The organism is Lutibacter sp. (assembly GCF_016342705.1).
In the GTDB taxonomy this organism is placed as follows: Bacteria; Bacteroidota; Bacteroidia; order Flavobacteriales; family Flavobacteriaceae; genus Lutibacter.
Genome location: NZ_JAEINV010000015.1, coordinates 41,868 through 60,099, shown reverse-complemented (window position 1 = coordinate 60,099; position 18,232 = coordinate 41,868). Strand labels below are relative to the sequence as shown.

20 protein-coding genes are annotated in these 18,232 nt (G+C 28.3%); 4 read left to right on the top strand and 16 right to left on the bottom strand.

All coding sequences use genetic code 11. The annotated features are described in order from the left end of the window. Nucleotides 1-66: 66 nt before the first annotated feature. From JEY78_RS13100 to JEY78_RS13085, 4 genes are read right to left on the bottom strand one after another with little or no spacing between them, the layout of a single operon-like run. Entirely contained in the window at nucleotides 67-615 is a 549-nt protein-coding gene (locus tag JEY78_RS13100; protein ID WP_291852164.1) for a DUF4252 domain-containing protein, read from the bottom strand. 1 nt (nucleotide 616) lies between these two features. Further along, a complete protein-coding gene (locus JEY78_RS13095) occupies nucleotides 617-1,135 on the bottom strand; it encodes a DUF4252 domain-containing protein (RefSeq protein ID WP_291852162.1) in 519 nt (172 codons plus the stop codon). An 8-nt stretch (nucleotides 1,136-1,143) separates the two neighbouring features. Then, a complete protein-coding gene (locus JEY78_RS13090) occupies nucleotides 1,144-1,566 on the bottom strand; it encodes a hypothetical protein (RefSeq protein ID WP_291852160.1) in 423 nt (140 codons plus the stop codon). Further along, on the bottom strand, nucleotides 1,553-2,062 hold the full coding sequence (locus JEY78_RS13085) for a sigma-70 family RNA polymerase sigma factor (protein ID WP_291852157.1): 510 nt from the start codon (nucleotides 2,060-2,062) through the stop codon (nucleotides 1,553-1,555). The genes JEY78_RS13090 and JEY78_RS13085 overlap by 14 nt, the downstream gene beginning before the upstream one ends. Before the next feature lie 142 nt (nucleotides 2,063-2,204). Here JEY78_RS13085 and JEY78_RS13080 point away from each other — a divergent pair, with 142 nt between their 5' ends. Further along, nucleotides 2,205-3,707 (top strand): S41 family peptidase, encoded by a 1,503-nt coding sequence (locus JEY78_RS13080; protein ID WP_291852154.1) that lies wholly within the window; start codon nucleotides 2,205-2,207, stop codon nucleotides 3,705-3,707. 73 nt (nucleotides 3,708-3,780) lie between these two features. Here the strand turns inward: JEY78_RS13080 and JEY78_RS13075 are convergent, their stop codons facing one another. Then, complete coding sequence (locus tag JEY78_RS13075) at nucleotides 3,781-4,221, bottom strand: cold-shock protein (protein WP_291852151.1); 441 nt, start codon at nucleotides 4,219-4,221, stop codon at nucleotides 3,781-3,783. Nucleotides 4,222-4,538: 317 nt separating this feature from the next. Between JEY78_RS13075 and JEY78_RS13070 the strand changes: the two genes are divergently transcribed. Next, a complete protein-coding gene (locus JEY78_RS13070) occupies nucleotides 4,539-4,970 on the top strand; it encodes a hypothetical protein (RefSeq protein ID WP_291852147.1) in 432 nt (143 codons plus the stop codon). Nucleotides 4,971-5,070: 100 nt separating this feature from the next. After that, the gene (locus tag JEY78_RS13065; RefSeq protein ID WP_291852144.1) at nucleotides 5,071-6,306 is read left to right on the top strand and encodes a glycosyltransferase; all 1,236 of its coding nucleotides are present in this window, start codon (nucleotides 5,071-5,073) and stop codon (nucleotides 6,304-6,306) included. Here the strand turns inward: JEY78_RS13065 and JEY78_RS13060 are convergent. From JEY78_RS13060 to JEY78_RS13025, 8 genes are all read right to left on the bottom strand, one after another. Continuing rightward, nucleotides 6,301-6,702: a thioesterase family protein gene (locus tag JEY78_RS13060; RefSeq protein WP_291852141.1), complete on the bottom strand. Its 402-nt coding sequence runs from the start codon at nucleotides 6,700-6,702 to the stop codon at nucleotides 6,301-6,303. The two genes, JEY78_RS13065 and JEY78_RS13060, sit on opposite strands and share 6 nt — an antisense overlap. A gap of 386 nt (nucleotides 6,703-7,088) precedes the next feature. Then, a complete protein-coding gene (locus JEY78_RS13055) occupies nucleotides 7,089-7,214 on the bottom strand; it encodes a hypothetical protein (RefSeq protein ID WP_291852139.1) in 126 nt (41 codons plus the stop codon). Between the two features lie 16 nt (nucleotides 7,215-7,230). Further along, the gene (locus JEY78_RS13050) at nucleotides 7,231-7,734 is read right to left on the bottom strand and encodes a CAP domain-containing protein (protein ID WP_291852136.1); all 504 of its coding nucleotides are present in this window, start codon (nucleotides 7,732-7,734) and stop codon (nucleotides 7,231-7,233) included. Between the two features lie 594 nt (nucleotides 7,735-8,328). Beyond that, entirely contained in the window at nucleotides 8,329-8,775 is a 447-nt protein-coding gene (locus tag JEY78_RS13045; protein WP_291852133.1) for a MarR family transcriptional regulator, read from the bottom strand. Between the two features lie 365 nt (nucleotides 8,776-9,140). Continuing rightward, nucleotides 9,141-9,644, bottom strand: a complete 504-nt coding sequence (locus JEY78_RS13040; RefSeq protein ID WP_291852131.1) for a hypothetical protein — start codon at nucleotides 9,642-9,644, stop codon at nucleotides 9,141-9,143. A gap of 21 nt (nucleotides 9,645-9,665) precedes the next feature. Beyond that, entirely contained in the window at nucleotides 9,666-10,304 is a 639-nt protein-coding gene (locus JEY78_RS13035; protein ID WP_291852127.1) for a DUF2202 domain-containing protein, read from the bottom strand. Between the two features lie 199 nt (nucleotides 10,305-10,503). Next, nucleotides 10,504-12,273, bottom strand: coding sequence for a translational GTPase TypA (gene typA, locus JEY78_RS13030; protein WP_291852124.1), 1,770 nt, complete (start codon nucleotides 12,271-12,273; stop codon nucleotides 10,504-10,506). A gap of 151 nt (nucleotides 12,274-12,424) precedes the next feature. Continuing rightward, on the bottom strand, nucleotides 12,425-13,591 hold the full coding sequence (locus JEY78_RS13025; protein ID WP_291852121.1) for a proline dehydrogenase family protein: 1,167 nt from the start codon (nucleotides 13,589-13,591) through the stop codon (nucleotides 12,425-12,427). Between the two features lie 86 nt (nucleotides 13,592-13,677). Between JEY78_RS13025 and aroB the strand changes: the two genes are divergently transcribed. Next, on the top strand, nucleotides 13,678-14,745 hold the full coding sequence (gene aroB / locus JEY78_RS13020; RefSeq protein ID WP_291852118.1) for a 3-dehydroquinate synthase: 1,068 nt from the start codon (nucleotides 13,678-13,680) through the stop codon (nucleotides 14,743-14,745). On the opposite strand, the gene bshA is transcribed toward aroB, so the two are convergent. The 3 genes from bshA to JEY78_RS13005 form a co-directional block, all read right to left on the bottom strand. Next, nucleotides 14,742-15,875 carry an N-acetyl-alpha-D-glucosaminyl L-malate synthase BshA gene (gene bshA / locus JEY78_RS13015; protein ID WP_291852115.1) on the bottom strand — a complete coding sequence of 378 codons (1,134 nt, stop codon included), beginning with the start codon at nucleotides 15,873-15,875 and terminating at the stop codon, nucleotides 14,742-14,744. The two genes, aroB and bshA, sit on opposite strands and share 4 nt — an antisense overlap. A 158-nt stretch (nucleotides 15,876-16,033) precedes the next feature. Beyond that, a complete protein-coding gene (locus JEY78_RS13010; RefSeq protein WP_291852113.1) occupies nucleotides 16,034-16,879 on the bottom strand; it encodes a transketolase in 846 nt (281 codons plus the stop codon). A 96-nt stretch (nucleotides 16,880-16,975) separates the two neighbouring features. Then, complete coding sequence (locus JEY78_RS13005) at nucleotides 16,976-18,220, bottom strand: asparagine synthetase B (RefSeq protein ID WP_291852110.1); 1,245 nt, start codon at nucleotides 18,218-18,220, stop codon at nucleotides 16,976-16,978. Nucleotides 18,221-18,232: the final 12 nt, after the last annotated feature.

The window sequence follows — 18,232 nt, the reverse complement described above, 5'->3', positions numbered from 1 at the left end:
AATAATCAGTTAAAAAAAAAGCTATACGTTTAAGTATAGCTTTCATTATTATTTAAATAAAATATTTTAATTGATGCTTTTCATTAAGCCTTCTAATTGCTGTAATTGATTTGAATCTCCGTCTAATTTTATTTGCTGTGAAATTTTCATGATATCACTCGGATTCATTTTTTCTCCAATTACTCTAACCAAAGCAAAACCTTTACTATTATCGGATCCGAAAATGATTACTTCATCAATAGCATCTTCTTCACCAAGGTAATTAATACTTACATTTCCTTTTCCTCCATTCATTCGCATTAATTGCTTGTATTTAGGGTTTTTTAAAATTTGTTTTACCTTTTCTTTTTCTGAAGCAAACAGTTCTTTATTAGTTTCCGTCAATTGCAAGGCTAAAAAATTCACTTTTTTAATAGTTTTTAAAGTGTTTTTTACTTCTTCTGAAGCTTCTTGATCTTTTAATTGTAAAATACTTGAAGGTAAATCAACAGAAATAAATTCATTATTTTCTTTACTATCTACATAATATTTTTGTAGTGATTGGCTGGAATCACAACTAATTGTGAGTGTTGCAATTACAATAATTACTGTTGCTATTTTCAAAAATATTTTCATTTTATTGCTTTTTTAACTGTTTTCCACTATTTGGAATATAACCTTCTGTTATTTTCGAAATTTTATTCAAATCAATATCTCCGGTTAAAGATAATATTACCGATTCTTGATTCGTTTTATTTTGCATATCACTTACAAACATTAAGAGTTCACTAACATGGTCATCGTCTTTTCCTTTTTTAATGTAAATTTTAACATTTGCATCTTTATCTTTCACTCGCATTAATTCTACAAGTTTTGAAGATTTTAAATAAGATGAAACTACGTCGTTCATTTGTTTTGCAATTGCAGCACTTTCTGTTGTAAATACTTTTAAATTGTTTAAATCTTTCACCATATCTACATATTCCTTAGCCTCTGCACTATTTCCTCCAAATTTACTTGCCATTTTAAAGGCTTCTTTGGTAATCACCACTGTTGTTACATCGTCCATATCTTCAAACTTATCAAAAACTGATGTTTGTGCATAATTTGCAAATGGCAAGGTAACTATCGCTACTAATAAGATTAATTTTTTCATTTTTTGTTTCATTTAGGTTGTTTAAATACTTTGTTTTTTGTGGTTTCAAACTGTTGCAAGTGTGCTACTGCCGCAGTCCCTTTGTTTAAATTTGCTGAAAGCATTCCCAAAGCCATTTGGGTTTCTGCTATAATTTTTTCAGCTTTCCGTTCTTGGTTTTTTTGATAACCAGTGTAAACACTTACTAGCAAAACTATTGATGCGGCTACAGATAACCATTTCCAATTCACCTTTTTAGTTTTTAATTGAATGGTTTTTGTAAATCGTTCATTTTTACTAGTTGAAAAATATCCGAATAGTGTTTCGTATTCTTTTAAATGTGGCGCTACATTACCTTGTGAAAAATAGTTTTTTAACTCCTTTTCTTCTGCAATGCTAGTTTCTGCATTTAAATATTTTTCCAACAACTTTTCTATGTTAGCTAATTCCATAATTATGTTGTTTTGTTAATTGTTCTCTAATTGTTTTTCTTGCTCTGGATAATGAAACTCTTACGGCTGTTGGATTTATTTGTAACATTTCTGCTATTTCCTCAAACTCATATTCTTCAATATCTCTTAATTGTATTATTATTTTTTGTTGTTCAGGTAAGCGTTCAATTAATTTATGAACCAAACTCACGCTATCATTTAATTCTACTTGTTTATGTAACGGCGTACCATTTTCTTGATAATTACTATGTACTAATTTTAAATTACTTGCTTGTTTAGATTTTAGCCTGTCAAAACAATAATTTTTTGTCATTGTCATAGCAAACGCCTCTACACTATTATAATCGTTTAATTTGTTTTTATTTTTCCAAAGTTTAAAATAAAGTTCTTGTGTTGCATCTTCTGCTTCTTCAGTAGATACTAACAACCTTTTTGCCAATCGGAATACCTTATCTTTAAAAGGCATTACTGTTTTTAAAAAATCTGACTGCTTCATTATAAGTTTGGTTTTACTTTTTTAAGTCGATTACACAATTATGACGAACAACTTTCGTTTTTGTAACAGTTGCATGAAAAAATTGTAATAAAAATTAATATCTTGCGACAAAATTAAATGAAAATTAAATTCAAATAACAATATGAAAAGAGTTAGCTATAAATTAGCACTAAGTTTATTATCAATTACATTATTTATAGGATGTAATAAAAGTGATGATTCTCCTACTAATCCAACAGTAATTGATTTTTCTCAAGTTGAAATTCAAGATTTTATTTGGGAAGGTATGAATACGTATTATTTATGGAAAGATAATGTTCCTACTTTAGCAAATACTAAAGATGATAATAATGAATCTTATTTCAATTATTTAAATTCATACCCAAATCCAGACGATTTTTTTGAAAGTTTAATTTATAATAGACAAAATATAGATAAATGGTCTTGGGTTGTAGATGATTATGTTGCTTTAGAAAATTCATTTCAAGGAATTAGCACTAGTAATGGGGTAAAGTTTAGATTATCTTATGAATCTGGTAGCGATTATAATATTCTAGGATATGTTAGATATATTCAACCAAACTCTGATGCTTCAACAAAAGATGTAAAACGTGGTTATGTTTTTGATGCTATTGATGGAATTCAATTAACAGTTGACAACTACAGTAGCCTTTTAGAACAAGATACCTACATTATGAATTTTGCAGATTTAAATGGTGGAGTTCCAATTTCTAACGGAAAATCAGTTACTTTAACAAAAAGTGCGTATCAAGAAAATCCTGTTTTAATTGCTAAAACATTAGATATTAGTGGAAAAAAAATAGGTTATATTATGTATAATGCATTTACTAGCACTTATGATCAACAATTAAATGAGGCTTTTGGACAATTAAAATCTGAAGGAGCAACTGAATTAGTTTTAGATTTAAGATATAATGGAGGTGGTTCAGTTCAAACATCAGTTTACTTAGCAAGTATGATTACGGGCCAGTTTAATGGACAATTATTTGCTAAAGAAAAATGGAATACAGAATTGCAGAGTTGGTTTGAAACAAACCATCCAGATTGGGTTGTTAACAATTTTGTAAATCAGATATCAAAAACTGATACGAGCGGAAACACTGTACAATTACCAATTAATAGTTTAAATTTAACTAGAGTTTTTGTAATAACTACTGGAAGTTCTGCTTCTGCTAGTGAGTTAATTATAAATGGATTAAAACCTTATATTGATGTAGTTACCATTGGAACAACAACTTCAGGTAAATATACAGGGTCCATTACTTTATATGATTCTGATACTTTTGGAAGAACAGGAGCAAATTTAAATCCAAGACATACTTGGGCAATACAACCAATTGTTTTAGAAACAGTTAATAAATTAGGTGATAATGATAAAGATGGTTTTGATCCTACTATTGAATTAATTGAGTATGTTTCTGATTTTCAGGAATTAGGACTAGAAACAGAGCCTCTTTTAGCAAAAGCTATTGAGCAAATTGCACCTAGTGCAAAAACTTCAGTTAAAAAGAAACCTTCTATTTATATAGAAGAATTTAAAGGATATTCAGGAGATTCAAAATATGACACAGGTATGCATATTGATAAAGAATTACCAAAAGACCTTTTTATTAGAAAAAATTAAAAAGGAATATTTTAAAACAAAAAAAGCCGTAAATATTTATTTACGGCTTTTTTAATATATTGTTTTAATTGAATTAGATTTTTTTAACTCTAACCGCATTTAAACCTTTTAAACCTTTTTCAAGTTCATAGGTAACTTTATCATTTTCTTTAATCTCTTCTAATAATCCACTAACGTGAACAAAGAATTTCTCTTGAGTTTTAGAATCAATTATAAAACCAAATCCTTTTGAAGTATCAAAAAATGAAACTTTCCCTTCATTAGGAACATCTGGTTCTTCAACTCTATCTTCTTTTTTAGGAATTCCAATCTCAATACTTGCAGCGTCCACCTTAATTTTTCTTGACGGATCTGGAGGCGTATCTGTAAGTTGACCATATTCATCAACATAAACAAACATACTTTCCTGACCACTTGCCTTGCGTTCTTCTTTTTTAAGCAGTTTATCTTGTTTCTTTTTTAAACGCTTTTTTTCTCTTTCTTTTTTACCAAAGGTTTCTTGTGATCCTGCCATTAATTATTTTTATGATTTAAGTTATTTTATGCTGTTAATTCCTAAACAGTTATAGGATTACTTTATTATAATAAAAAAAGTAAACATATTGCAAATATAAAATTAAGTTTTGATTATTTTTAATTTTTAATTTAAAAATAATAATAAAACTAAAATACAATAAACTATTTAATTTTTTTAATTACATATGAAATGAAATCAATTTTGTTTTTAAACAAATCCCTATTTTAAATCCTTTTTTAGTTTATTTTAATAGTTGTTTTACAAATATTTTTTTTCTACATTCATAACGTAAAATCAATTAAATCTATAAAAGTATGTCAAAGTCATCTACCAAAACTCCAATCAATTTTTGGGTTATAAGTATTATTGCGTTATTCTGGAATATTATGGGAGTTATCGCCTATTTAAAACAAGCTTATATGACACCCGAAACTTTAGCATTATTATCAGAAGATCAACAAGCTTGGTATACGAACGTTCCTGCTTGGGTTACAGCTGCATTTGCAATTGCAGTTTTTTCCGGAACTTTTGGTTGTTTTATTTTATTACTACGAAAAAAATGGGCAACTATTTTATTTATAATTTCATTTATAGCAGTATTAGTGCAATCAACATACACTTTTTTAATTCAAAATTTTGTTGAAATTACTACTGATAAGGCTATAATGCCAATCTCTATTATATTAATAGCATTGCTGTTAGTTTGGTTTTCTAATAATTCAAATAAGAAAGGAATTTTATCTTAACTAAAAATTTATAAATTAAAAGACCTTATTTTTAAAATTAAGGTCTTTTTTTTATTCATTATCGAATTTAAATGGAAAGCGTTTTATAATTTTGAACTTCATGAAAAATCTATTAATAATTGGATTTGTTTGGCCAGAACCAAGCTCTACAGCAGCTGGAAAAAGAATGCTTCAAATTATAGAACTTTTTTTAGAAGAAAACTACAACATAACTTTTGTAAGTACGGCAACAAAAAATAAAACTTCTTTTCCGTTAGAAAATTTAGGAATAACCACTTTTAATATTGAATTAAATAATAATAGTTTTGATGAACTTATACTTCAAGTAAATCCATCAATAGTACTATTTGACAGATATTTAACTGAAGAACAGTTTGGTTGGAGAATTCTTGAAAATTGCCCCAAAGCTCTTAAAATTTTAGACACTGAAGATCTGCATTTTTTACGATATGCACGTAAAACTGCACTTAAAAAAAACTCCACTAATTTTAAAGAATTTATAAGAAATGATATTACTTTAAGAGAATTAGCCAGTATTTATAGATGCGATTTAACACTTATAATTTCACAATTTGAACTGGATTTATTGATTGAAGAATTTAATTTAGATACATCTTTGTTGTGTTATTTACCATTTCTACTAAATTCAATTGAGCATAAAAAGATGCACATTTACCCAAGTTTTAATGAACGCGCTCATTTTATGACAATAGGAAATTTTAGACATGAACCTAACTACAATGCTGTACTAAATTTAAAAAATAATATTTGGCCACTCATTAAAAACAAATTACCAAAAGCCGAAATGCATGTTTATGGTGCTTACGCATCTGAAAAAGTATACCAATTACAAAATGTTAAAGATCACTTTTTTATTAAAGGTTGGATTGAAAATTCTGAAGAAGCCTATATAAATTCAAGAATTTGCCTAGCTCCTATTCAATTTGGAGCCGGTTTAAAAGGAAAATTAATAGAATCTATGCAATTTGGCACTCCAAATATTACAACAACTATTGGTGCTGAAGGAATGTTCAACGGTTTAAATTGGAATGGATTTATTGAAAATGATGCAGAAAAATTTGCGGATAAGGCTATTGAATTATATGAAAACCAAAAAATTTGGCTTCAATCTCAAGAAAATGGTGTTAATATTATTAATAATTGCTTTTCAAAAGAAAAATACGGTTTACTTTTTTCTGAAAATGTTAATTTTATTTTGAATCATTTAGAAAAACACCGGCAAAATAATTTTATTGGTTTAATGCTTTCACATCATAAAATGAAAAGTACTAAATACCTTTCTAAATGGATTGAAGAAAAAAATAAAAATTTATAATTTCATTTCTTCCAACAATTGCAATATTTCTTTTGGGATTCGAACTGGTTTCATTAATTTTTTATCCAATAAACACCAAGTAGTTTTAGCTTTTGTTAATAACTCATTATTTCTATGGACTTCAACAAACCTATCAGACTTAACTCCATAAGAGTCACCAATCCAAGTTTTTATAGTTATTATTTCATTTAAAAATGCCGGAGAAATGTAATCTATTTCGTGTCTTAAAACTACCCAAACATATTGATTATCAAATTTAGAATTTGTTAATAAAGCCCAATGTTTATTGGCTGCTAGCTGTACCCAATTTAAATAATTAATGTTATTAACATGGTTTAAATCATCAATTTCATTATCCTTTACTTGGTATTCAAATTCGTAAAATAAATTGTTCATAATTATTGAAGTTTTTTACTTAAAAAAAATAAAAATTAAGATTTAAATAAATGGTATTTATTATTCTCAATTTTGTTAATATTATCCTTTCAAAAAATTGTATATTTTATGGTAAAGCTATAAATTTACCGCTATAAAATAGTAATTCCTTAAACTTAACTATTATAATTAAGTTTAAGGAATAATTTACAGTCGTAATACTAAATTAAAAAAAAATTATCGTGGGGACGACAGTTTTTTCAAAAGTTTTGCGACTGTTTTTTTCTGAAAAATTTAATAAAACAGTTGTTTAAATCTATTTAAAATACTACACGTTGTGGGGACGACGAATTTCTAAAGATTTTGCAACTGTTTTTTTTGGGACAACAATTTTCTCTAATTATTCTTTAAATGATATACTTAATTGTATTACCTTTTTTATTTTTATATTCAAAATAAGGAGTTAATACATTTATAACTTTACAGGCTTGTTTAGTATCCTGCATGTTTTTTTTGTCTTTAACTGTTTCCATAATAATTGAATTTTAGTTATTTATTAATAAACATTTGAGTAAAATAATTTTTTCCATTCATATTACATTCCGTTGAAATACCAAAATGTGTATAACTGTCATTTTCTATAATCTCTCTATGATGCTCACTATTTAACCAGGCTTCAAATACACCTTGTGCTGAAGTATATCCATAAGCTACATTTTCTCCAACATTTTTGGCTCCTACTAGGGTTACTAATTTTTCATTTCTTTCATAGAAAAAATCATGATTAACTAACCCTGTTTCAAGCATATAAGTTGTGTGAGTCTTTGCAATAGTTGAAATAAAATCTAATTTTTTCAATGGATTTAGGCCATTTTCAATTCTATAATTATTCACTAAATCTAAAATTTCTAGTTCAATTTCAGAATATTCAATTTTTAACTCTGTGATTTCATTTACTTTATCGAAATAAATTCCGTCATCTTCAGAAGCACATGATGACATTGTTAAAACAGCTACAATTAATAGCGCGAGGTTAAATTTTAAAAAATTCATTTTTTGGGGTTTAAAAGGGGTTAATTTATTATAATGAAAAAGCGACCGTAAATATTATCGTTATTATTACCGTTGTGGGGATAAGTGAATGTTGATAAATAGTTTACGGCCGCAAAAATTTTGCAGAAATAACTTTTGAAAAAAAACGATTGGTGTAATTGTTAAATTCCAAATAGGTTGAACACTTATATATTCAAATAAAGTTGAAATTTTATTTTTTCTTAAATTTTTGCTACTATTTTGGGTTATAGTACAAATTAAAAATCTTGGGTAGATTAATGAAGATATATTCATGTCTTTGGGGTTTTGGCTTGTGTTTGGGGTTGATTTTTTTTCTTTACATTCATTTAATTTTAAAAAAAAGAGGCAGAAACAAAGTTCTTACTAACCATCTAACTTTTTAAAGCATTTTCGGATCACTTTAAATAAGTATGTGACTACAGTGCAACTACCTCTTAGAGTACTTGGGGTTGATTTACTTTTTCATTAATTCTTACATTAATTCTAATTCTTACTATTCTTACTAATTTATCAGATTAAATTTTCAACTATTTAGGGGTGTAAATAGTTAAAAATAATAATCTTATTTGGGGTTTATTTATTTCTTAATTTTTCCAATAATATATTGAGAGTTTTAATTTCATTTTCATTTAAATTAGTGACAGAGCTCATTTCAAATTGCTGCTGTACATTATCAATTTCCGAAAGTAGAACTAATCCTTTTTCTGTAATTGTAATATCTACTTTCCTCCTATTTTCTTCATTTTGCACTCTAGATATTAACTTCTTAAGTCTTAATTTTTCAACTAAACGTGTGGTGTTGCTATTCTTACTAACCATTTGTGCTGAAAGGGTTAACAAATCTGTAGGTTCACCTTTTAAATCTCTCAAAGAACGTAAAACTTGATATTGTTGAATTGATAAAGCGTATTGTTTTAGATGCTCTGAGTAGATTTCAGTCATCCAGTTACCTGTTTGTAATATGTTATTAATTGTATAACCAGGTAAGTTTAACTCATCCTTTTTATCATTTTTATTCAACTTCGGGGGGACAACTATTTTCTATACTACTGTTGTATAGACATCAAATGTATATACAATTATTATATAATCCAAATTTATGGATTAAAAAAAATCAATAAAAAGTGTAAAATTTATTTAGACTAAGTTTGAACTACAACGTTTGAAATTATAATTATTTGTTAAAAAACCAATAATTAAAAGCTCTTGAAGCGTTTTTGTTATTTCAATATTGTAAGCTGTTTTCATAAAAAAAAAGTTTAAAATAATTTCAATAAATTAATAATTTTAGTACTTAAAGAACAATTATTAGGGTTAATATTTACTTTTTATACATATTAAAAGATTATTTTAAGCTAAAATTGATATAAATTTTTAAAATTATATTAAAATTTTCCTCTTCCCCTGCCCTTTCCATTTCCGTTTCCCATTCCATTTGGATGCTCATTATTAAAATGAGTTTCAAACCATACGGGCTTTTCTATCTCATTTTCAAATATATAGGTTGATATTTTTTCAACATCAATTTTATTAAAACTTTGTTTTGGCATTATTTTAAAATTTGCTACAGCACCTCTCATTAAAGCATTTTCTTCACTCGGATTTAAAGCCCAATTTGTAAAGGCTTCAATAAATTCTTTTTTATTTGGGTAAGACATTAAATATCGTCTTTTTACAGCTACCATTGGAGGAGCTATAATTTCATCATGTGATTTTGAAACAACAGAATGGCAGGCATAGCAATTTTTCTTAAAAAGTGTTAAACTTTCACTTTCAATTCTATTAAAGCTAACATTTTCATTAGCTATTATATTTACATCTTTTTTTGAATTTGAACAGCTTACCATTATAAATCCTATAATTGTAAGAATTAAACACACTTTTCTCATGTTATTTTATATTTAAATTTATTAAATCCCACATTTTTCGTTAGAAGAAGAAATGATTTCAATAAACTCCTCTATTGAAATAAATTCTGGAGAATATTCTCCATTATTTTGTAACACTTGGCTGTGGAAATTTCTTAAATGGTTTCTTGAGCCACATTTTAAAGAACCATAAACCAAAAGTAAATCTATTTTATTTGTTCTGTTTTCATTTAATGCTAAATCTTTTATATCTAAATCTTCAATTTTATCTCCTACTTTCAAAGCTTCTAAAAGTGAAATACTTGACTGTTCAACTAACTGATTATAAATACTTTGTAATACTTCATTGTTAAAAACTCCAATTTCAGTTGAAGCAGGATCTTGAAGGTTATAATCATTTAGTAATTCAAGAACACTGTTCATATGTTGCGATTCACTATTTGAAATATTTTTAAAAATTTGCAAATTGTATTTTTCATATGAATATAAATATACATCTCTTGCCAATTTTTCTTCTTCTCTTAAAAATAGTAAATCCTCAATTTCCTGGGATGTTAAACTAAGTTCTTCAGATGTTGTTTCTATTAAAATAGTATCATTAATACTATCATTGTCATCATTAGAACATCCTATTGTTAAAAGTGTAAAAATAATGCTAATTGCTAAAATTTTATTTTTCATGATTTTAATTCTTTAATTTATTATTTCTTTTATTTAATATATTACTTCTTTGACCCTAATATTTTAAAAAGGTTTAAAACGATTATAGTAACAAAGGTTGCGTTAATTCACATAATATTTTGTAATACTTTACTCAGTTATAACAAAAAAAGCTCCCAAAAAATTGAGAGCTTTTACATATTAAAATTGTTATAAAGTGTTATCTAAAAAATATTTTACGCATACGTAAACTTTGAGGTGTAACCTCTAAATATTCATCATCTTTAATATATTCCATACATTCTTCTAATGAATAATCAATTTTAGGTGCAATTTTAACACTGTCATCAGTACCAGACTTACGAACGTTTGTTAATTTTTTACCTTTAATTAAATTCACGGCCATATCTTCTTGTTTGTTGTTTTCTCCAACAATTTGACCTTTGTAAATATCTTGGTTAGGGTCAATAAAGAATTTCCCTCTATCTTGTAATTTATCTATTGAATAAGCTGTAGCTTTTCCAGTTTCTGCAGAAATTATAGCTCCATTATTAGAAGTGGCAATTTCGCCTTTATATGCATCAAAACCACGTAATCTATGGTTAATAATTGCTTCACCTTGAGTAGCTGTTAATATTTTATTACGTAAACCTATTAAACCACGTGAAGGAATATCAAATTCTAAATGTTGCATATCGCCTTTTGGCTCCATTACTAACATATCCCCTTTTCTTAAACTAACTAAGTTAATTGCTTTACTTGCTAATTCTTCAGGTACATTTATAACTAAAGTTTCATAAGGCTCACATTTAACACCGTCAATTTCTTTTATAATTACTTGTGGGCGACCAACTTGCAATTCATAACCTTCTCTACGCATTGTTTCAATTAATACTGATAAATGCAATATTCCACGACCAAACACATTGAATTTATCTTCAGAATCTGTAGTTTCAACACGTAAAGCCAAGTTTTTTTCAGTTTCTTTAAATAATCTATCACGTAAATGACGAGAAGTAACATATTTACCTTCTTTGCCATAAAATGGAGAGTTATTAATTGTAAATAACATACTCATAGTAGGTTCATCTACTTTTAATCTTGGCAATGGTTCTGGGTTTTCTAAATCTGAAATAGTATCTCCAATATCAAAACCTTCAATACCTGTAATTGAACAAATATCTCCACTTCTTACATTTTCTGCTCTATCTTTTCCTAAACCTTCAAAAGTGTGTAGTTCTTTAATTCGCACCTTTTTAGTTGTTCCATCAGCCTTACAAAGAGAATAATCTTTATTTTCAATTAAATCTCCTCTAAAAACACGTCCAATTGCAATACGTCCTACGAAAGATGTAAAATCTAATGATGTAATTTGCATTTGTGGAGTTCCTTCAAAATAAGGGGCTGCAGGAATGTTTTCTAAAATAGAATCTAATAAAGGAATAATATTATCTGTTTGTTCTTTCCAATCATAACTCATCCAACCTTGCTTAGCAGAACCATAAACAGATGCAAAATTTAATTGTTCTTCAGAAGCATCTAATGCAAACATTAAATCAAACACTTTATCATGAACTAAATCTGGTGTACAGTTTATTTTATCTACTTTATTAATAACAACAATTGGTGTTAACCCTAATTCTAGAGCCTTTCCAAGTACAAAACGTGTTTGAGGCATTGGACCTTCAAAAGCATCTACTAATAATAAAACACCATCAGCCATTTTTAATACACGCTCTACTTCACCACCAAAATCGGCATGACCAGGAGTATCTATAATGTTAATCTTTACACCTTTATAAATAATAGAAACGTTTTTAGATAGAATCGTGATTCCTCTTTCTCTTTCTAAATCGTTATTATCTAATAATAAATCTGTGCGGACTTTACGCTCATCTAAAATGTGAGCTTGGTCAATTATTTTATCAACCAATGTAGTTTTACCGTGGTCAACGTGGGCTATAATAGCGATGTTTCTAATAGATTGCATATTTGATTTTTTAAGCAGGTGCAAAAGTAGTTGATTTATTTTGTTTTTTACTATGAAATTATAAATATTAATTTAAATTTAAATTACTGATTTACAATTACATAAAAAAAGAGCTATAAATAGCTCTTCCTTTTTTAAATATAAATTATAATTAAATTTTTCTTCTTACACGTTCCGTCTTTAATAAGTTAAGCTCTCTACTTGTTTGTCCTGCAACAGAAGTATTCTCTTCTGCTCTTCTAATTAAATAAGGCATAACATCACGAACTGGTCCAAATGGAAGGTATTTTGCAACGTTAAACCCTTCTTTTGCCAAGTTATAACTTATGTGGTCACTCATTCCATATAATTGTCCAAACCAAACTCTTTTATCATTTTTATCTAAGCCAGATTTGGCAATTAAATCCATTAATAAATATGAACTTTCTTCATTATGAGTACCTGCAAAAATAGCCATGTCTTCAATATTTTTAAACATATAAGTTAAAACATCGTCAAACATTTTATCTGTTGCTTCTTTATTTTTACAAATAGGATCTTTATAACCGTATTCTTCGGCACGTTCACGTTCTTTTTCCATATACGCTCCACGTACTAATTTCATTCCTATTTTAAAGCCTTGTTCTTTTGATCTGATGTGCAATTCCTTTAAATAATCTAACCTATCCCAACGATACAATTGCAAGGTTCCAAATACAATTACTTTCTTTTTATTGTATTTTTTCATCATTGCTTCAATTAAATCATCTGCAGCGCCTTGCATCCAAGTTTCTTCAGCATCAATTAATAAAGGCACATCTCTTTCGTAAGCGGCTTTACTTACAATTTCATAGCGTTCTTTTACACGCTTCCATTCTACTTCTTCGTGAGCAGATAAAGGAGTTCCTTCTGTTATTTTTTGATATAGGCTCAATTTCCCAAAACCAGTTGGTTTAAAAACTGCAAATGGAATACTTTTACGTTCTGTACCAAATTTTATGGTATTTAACGTTTTTTCCATTGCTAAATCAAATTGTTCTTCCACTTCTTTTCCTTCTGCAGAATAATCTAAAACAGAATGTACATTTTTGGTGTACATTTTATCAATAGTAGACATGCAATCTTGTTCCGTAACTCCTCCACAAAAATGATCAAAAACGGTAGCTCTAATAATACCTTCAACAGGAAGATGTGTTTTTAAAGCAAATTTAGTTACAGCTGTTCCAATTTTAACAAGCGGCTCTCTTTTAATCATTTCAAACAAATAAAAAGCTCTATCTAGCTCTGAATTAGTTTTTAAAGCGAAAGCAACTTCTGTATTATTAAATAATTTTTCCATTATATTAAGTGTTTACACAAAGATAGTTTTCAAAGTGATTATATTTTTAATTTTTTATCTTTAATTTTGCGCAAATTCTATCCAAAATGACACCTATTTTATCCAATAATTACTATGTTAACTTTCAAGAAGATGCTTACAAAAAATTAAACGGTTTTGTAGCGTCCTATAATCCGTCAACAATTTTTGTTTTAGTTGATGAAAACACTAATGAAAATTGCTTGCCAATTTTACTACAACAACTTGAATGTAAGGCTACTATTGAAATTATTGAAATAGAATCTGGAGAAGAAAATAAAAATTTAGATACCTGTTCAGGAGTTTGGCACGCACTTACCGAATTGGGTGCGGATAGAAAAAGCTTATTAATTAATTTAGGAGGAGGCGTAATAACAGATTTAGGTGGTTTTGTTGCTTCTTGCTTTAAAAGAGGAATTGCTTTTGTAAATATTCCAACTACATTATTAAGTATGGTTGATGCTTCTGTTGGAGGAAAAACTGGTGTTGATTTAGGTGTTTTAAAAAATCAAATTGGTTTATTTTCTGACCCAGAAATGGTACTAATTGACACAACTTATTTAGAAACAATTTCAGCAAGAGAATTACACTCTGGTTTAGCTGAAATATTAAAATATGGACTCTCTTATGATGTTAAATTATGGAATCAAATAACTTCATTTAATGAATTGTCAATCAAAAATATAAGTAAATTAATTCACCGCTCTATTGAAATTAAAAATGAAGTTGTAACTGAAGATCCTAAAGAAGCTGGATTGCGTAAAATTTTAAATTTTGGGCATACTTTAGGACACGCTGTGGAGTCCTATTTTTTAGAATCTGAAGCTAAAGAAAAACTTACGCATGGTGAAGCAATTATTATTGGTATGATAACTGAAACTTTTATTTCTCAAAAATTATTGAATTTTCCTGAAAATAAATTGAATGAGATAAAAGATATTCTTATTAAAATTTACGGAAAAGTAACTATTGAAAATTCAGATTACCAACCAATATTAGATTTATTAATCCACGATAAAAAAAATGTGGGTGGAAAAGTAAATTTTGTATTACTCTCAGATTTTGAAAAGTACAAATTAGATTGTAAAGTTGAAAAAGAGCTTTTAATTGCTGCTTTAGACTTTTATAACGCTTAACAACAATCCGTTACAACTTCTCGGTAAACTTCTTTATAACTTGGCAATACATTTTGCATACTAAATTGTTTTGCTTGTTCTAAAGCGTTGTGTTTAAATTGTTGCAGTGTTTTATCGTCTTTTAAAATAAAGATACCATTTTTAGCCATATCGTCTGTATCACCAACATCACTTAAAAAACCTGTAACTCCTTGAATATTAACTTCTGGCAACCCTCCTGAATTTGTTGATATTACCGGAGTTCTAGCGGCCATGGCTTCTAAAGCTGCCAACCCAAAACTTTCAGTTTCTGATGGTAATAAAAATAAATCTGAATAACACAGTAGTTTATTGACTTCATTACTGTTTCCTAGAAATAAAATTTTATCAATAATACCTAATTCTTTTGCTAAATTTTCTATGCTTTCTCTATCTGGACCTTCTCCAACTAACAATAATTTTGAAGGAATTTCTTGTTGAATTTTATAGAAAATTTTAATCACATCTTTAGCTCTTTTAACCGGACGTAAATTACTGATATGTGTAATAATACGTTCATTTTCGTTCGCTATATTATTACGTTGGCATTCTTCTGAATGGATTTCAGGATATTTTTCAAAATCAATAAAATTATGAATAACTTTTATGTCTTTTCTAATGTTGAATAAGCGTAAAGTATCTCTTTTTAAACTTTCAGAAACAGTTGTAACAATATCCGAATTATTAATACTAAATTCTACCGCAGTTTTATAATTTGGATGACTACCAACCAATGTTATATCGGTACCGTGTAAAGTTGTAACTACTTTAATATCAACACCTTTTTCTTTTAGCATTTGCTTTGCCATATACGCAGCATATGCATGAGGAATGGCATAATGAACGTGTAGAATTTCCAATTCGTGAGCTAAAACCACTTCCACCATTTTACTTGACAATGCCAATTCATATGGTTGAAATTGAAATAATGGATATTCTTCTACAAAAACTTCATGAAAATGAATATCGTTGGAAATAAAATCTAACCTAACTGGTTGCTTATAGGTTATAAAATGTACATGATGTCCTTTTTTAGCCAAAGCCATTCCTAATTCAGTTGCAACTACTCCACTTCCTCCAAATGTTGGATAACAAACAATACCTATTTTCATTTAATAATTTTAAAAGTTTTTGAACAGACGTAAATATAACTGTAATCTTACAAATAACTTAAAAAGATGCGTTATAAATAGCTTAAAATTTAAAACCTCTTTCATAAACAAGTATGAAAGAGGCTTCTATAAATAAAATATCAAAAATAAAATTGATATTAATAATCTCCTAAAGTTTCTGGATTTTGGTTTAAAGCACTTTCTAATTGTGCGTCATTTGGTGCTTTTCCGTGCCAAGCATGTGTATGCATCATAAAATCAATACCATTCCCCATCATTGTTTTTAATAAAATACACACAGGTTTTCCATTTCCAGTCAATGATTTTGCTTTAGCTAAACCATTTTTTATACTTTCTATATCATTTCCTTTTTCAACTTCTAAAACAATCCAGCCAAAAGCTTCAAACTTAGCTTTTAAATCACCTAAAGGTAAAACGTGATCTGTAGATCCATCAATTTGCTGACCATTATAATCTACCGTTGCAATTAAATTATCAACTTTTTTACCCGCTGCATACATAATTGCTTCCCAGTTTTGACCTTCTTGTAACTCACCGTCTCCGTGCAAAGAATATACTAATTTGGTATCACCATTTAATTTTTTAGCCTGAGCTGCTCCTATAGCAACACTCATTCCTTGACCTAATGATCCTGAAGCAATTCTAATACCTGGTAAACCATCATGTGTTGTTGGATGGCCTTGTAAACGAGAGTTTAACAATCTAAATGTTGCCAATTCAGATACTGGAAAAAAACCACTTCTAGCCAATACACTATACATAACTGGCGAAATATGACCGTTTGATAAAAAGAATAAGTCTTCGTTTTTACCATCCATAGTAAAATCTGTAGAATATTCCATTACATCTTGGTAAAGTACCGTTAAAAATTCATTACAGCCTAAAGAACCTCCCGGATGTCCAGAATTTACAGCATGAACCATTCTCACAATATCTCTTCGTACTTGTTGTGCAAAATCTTGCAGTTGTTGTGTAGTTGACATTTTTATAGTTTAAATTTTAAAACGCAAAAATAGCATTTTTGATGTTGGTTTGACTAAAAAAATAAAAGAAACTTATTTGCGTGTTATTAACAAATTTTAAGTTTTTTGTTTTTTCTTTTTTGCTGCAGGAAACAACACATTATTTAATATTAATCTGTACCCTGGTGAATTTGGAAACAAATCTAATTCAGTTTTGGCATCTCCCACTCTATGTTGATAATCTTCCGGATCGTGACCACCATAAAAAGTGAACATTCCTTTTCCTTTAACTCCGTGAATATAGCGCGCTTCTTTGTTCGATTTAATTTCACCCATAATCAGCACATTAGACTTTATTTCATTGCTATCAAAAGAAGTGGTTTGCCCCATAAAACCTTTAATTAATTGTGTGTGATTTTGACATAACATTGTTGGAATTGGATCCCATTTTGCAGAATATTCTTGTAATGAAAAATAGTCTGAAGTACGTTGAATAGTTCTTTTTGCGGTCATATCGATAGAAGAAAACTCATACTCCATTGGGTTTCTCACCAATGTAAAATCTTTAAACGCAAAGGTTTTATTAAAATCTAACTTAGTTTGATAATCAACTTCGGAAGGATCACCATCAAACATAGATTCACAAATATCAATCCCTTCTGCGGCCAAAGAAATATCAAAACTATCCGTTGCCGAACACATGGCAAACATAAATCCGCCACCAATTACAAAATCTCTAATTTTTAATGAAACTGCTAATTTTTCTTCTGAAACCTTTTTATAACCTAATTTTTGAGCTAATTCTTCTGCCGCTTTCTTTTGTTCTATGTACCAAGGCGCCGTTTTATAACTTCCATAAAATTTTCCAAACTGACCTGTAAAATCCTCGTGATGTAAGTGTAACCACTCGTAAAGTATTAGTTTATCTTCTAAAACATCTTCATCATAAATAACATCAAATGGAATTTCAGCATAACTTAAAACCATAGTTACTGCATCATCCCAAGGCATTTTATCTTTTGGAGAATACACCGCAATTTTTGGAGCTTTTTCTAAATCTACGGCCTCCATATTTTTTGAAGGACTGCTAATTTCTTCTAAAATTGTTAACGCCTGCGTATCTGAAATAACATGAAAAGTAACACCTCTAATTTTACATTCATTTCGGGTAGCTTCACTATCTTCTAACAAAAAAGAACCGCCTTCATAATTCAATAACCATTTTGCTTTATTCCCTTGATTTAAAGACCAATAAGTAATCCCATATGCTTTTAAATGATTGGTTTGCGTTACTTCATCCATAGGAATTAAAATAAATGAAGCCAACATGTTTTGAGAACATATAATTGCAAAAAACAGCATCAACTTTAAGTT

What these genes read in the sequence shown, in the direction of transcription:
- JEY78_RS13010 (WP_291852113.1), bottom strand. Translation starts at nt 16,879, where the DNA reads ATGTCAACTACACAACAACTGCAAGATTTTGCACAACAAGTACGAAGA.
- JEY78_RS13070 (WP_291852147.1), top strand. Translation starts at nt 4,539, where the DNA reads ATGTCAAAGTCATCTACCAAAACTCCAATCAATTTTTGGGTTATAAGT.
- JEY78_RS13075 (WP_291852151.1), bottom strand. Translation starts at nt 4,221, where the DNA reads ATGGCAGGATCACAAGAAACCTTTGGTAAAAAAGAAAGAGAAAAAAAG.
- bshA (WP_291852115.1), bottom strand. Translation starts at nt 15,875, where the DNA reads ATGAAAATAGGTATTGTTTGTTATCCAACATTTGGAGGAAGTGGAGTA.
- JEY78_RS13025 (WP_291852121.1), bottom strand. Translation starts at nt 13,591, where the DNA reads ATGGAAAAATTATTTAATAATACAGAAGTTGCTTTCGCTTTAAAAACT.
- JEY78_RS13065 (WP_291852144.1), top strand. Translation starts at nt 5,071, where the DNA reads ATGAAAAATCTATTAATAATTGGATTTGTTTGGCCAGAACCAAGCTCT.
- JEY78_RS13095 (WP_291852162.1), bottom strand. Translation starts at nt 1,135, where the DNA reads ATGAAAAAATTAATCTTATTAGTAGCGATAGTTACCTTGCCATTTGCA.
- typA (WP_291852124.1), bottom strand. Translation starts at nt 12,273, where the DNA reads ATGCAATCTATTAGAAACATCGCTATTATAGCCCACGTTGACCACGGT.
- aroB (WP_291852118.1), top strand. Translation starts at nt 13,678, where the DNA reads ATGACACCTATTTTATCCAATAATTACTATGTTAACTTTCAAGAAGAT.
- JEY78_RS13055 (WP_291852139.1), bottom strand. Translation starts at nt 7,214, where the DNA reads ATGGAAACAGTTAAAGACAAAAAAAACATGCAGGATACTAAACAAGCC.
- JEY78_RS13035 (WP_291852127.1), bottom strand. Translation starts at nt 10,304, where the DNA reads ATGAAAAATAAAATTTTAGCAATTAGCATTATTTTTACACTTTTAACA.
- JEY78_RS13050 (WP_291852136.1), bottom strand. Translation starts at nt 7,734, where the DNA reads ATGAATTTTTTAAAATTTAACCTCGCGCTATTAATTGTAGCTGTTTTA.
- JEY78_RS13005 (WP_291852110.1), bottom strand. Translation starts at nt 18,220, where the DNA reads ATGCTGTTTTTTGCAATTATATGTTCTCAAAACATGTTGGCTTCATTT.
- JEY78_RS13090 (WP_291852160.1), bottom strand. Translation starts at nt 1,566, where the DNA reads ATGGAATTAGCTAACATAGAAAAGTTGTTGGAAAAATATTTAAATGCA.
- JEY78_RS13085 (WP_291852157.1), bottom strand. Translation starts at nt 2,062, where the DNA reads ATGAAGCAGTCAGATTTTTTAAAAACAGTAATGCCTTTTAAAGATAAG.
- JEY78_RS13100 (WP_291852164.1), bottom strand. Translation starts at nt 615, where the DNA reads ATGAAAATATTTTTGAAAATAGCAACAGTAATTATTGTAATTGCAACA.
- JEY78_RS13060 (WP_291852141.1), bottom strand. Translation starts at nt 6,702, where the DNA reads ATGAACAATTTATTTTACGAATTTGAATACCAAGTAAAGGATAATGAA.
- JEY78_RS13040 (WP_291852131.1), bottom strand. Translation starts at nt 9,644, where the DNA reads ATGAGAAAAGTGTGTTTAATTCTTACAATTATAGGATTTATAATGGTA.
- JEY78_RS13080 (WP_291852154.1), top strand. Translation starts at nt 2,205, where the DNA reads ATGAAAAGAGTTAGCTATAAATTAGCACTAAGTTTATTATCAATTACA.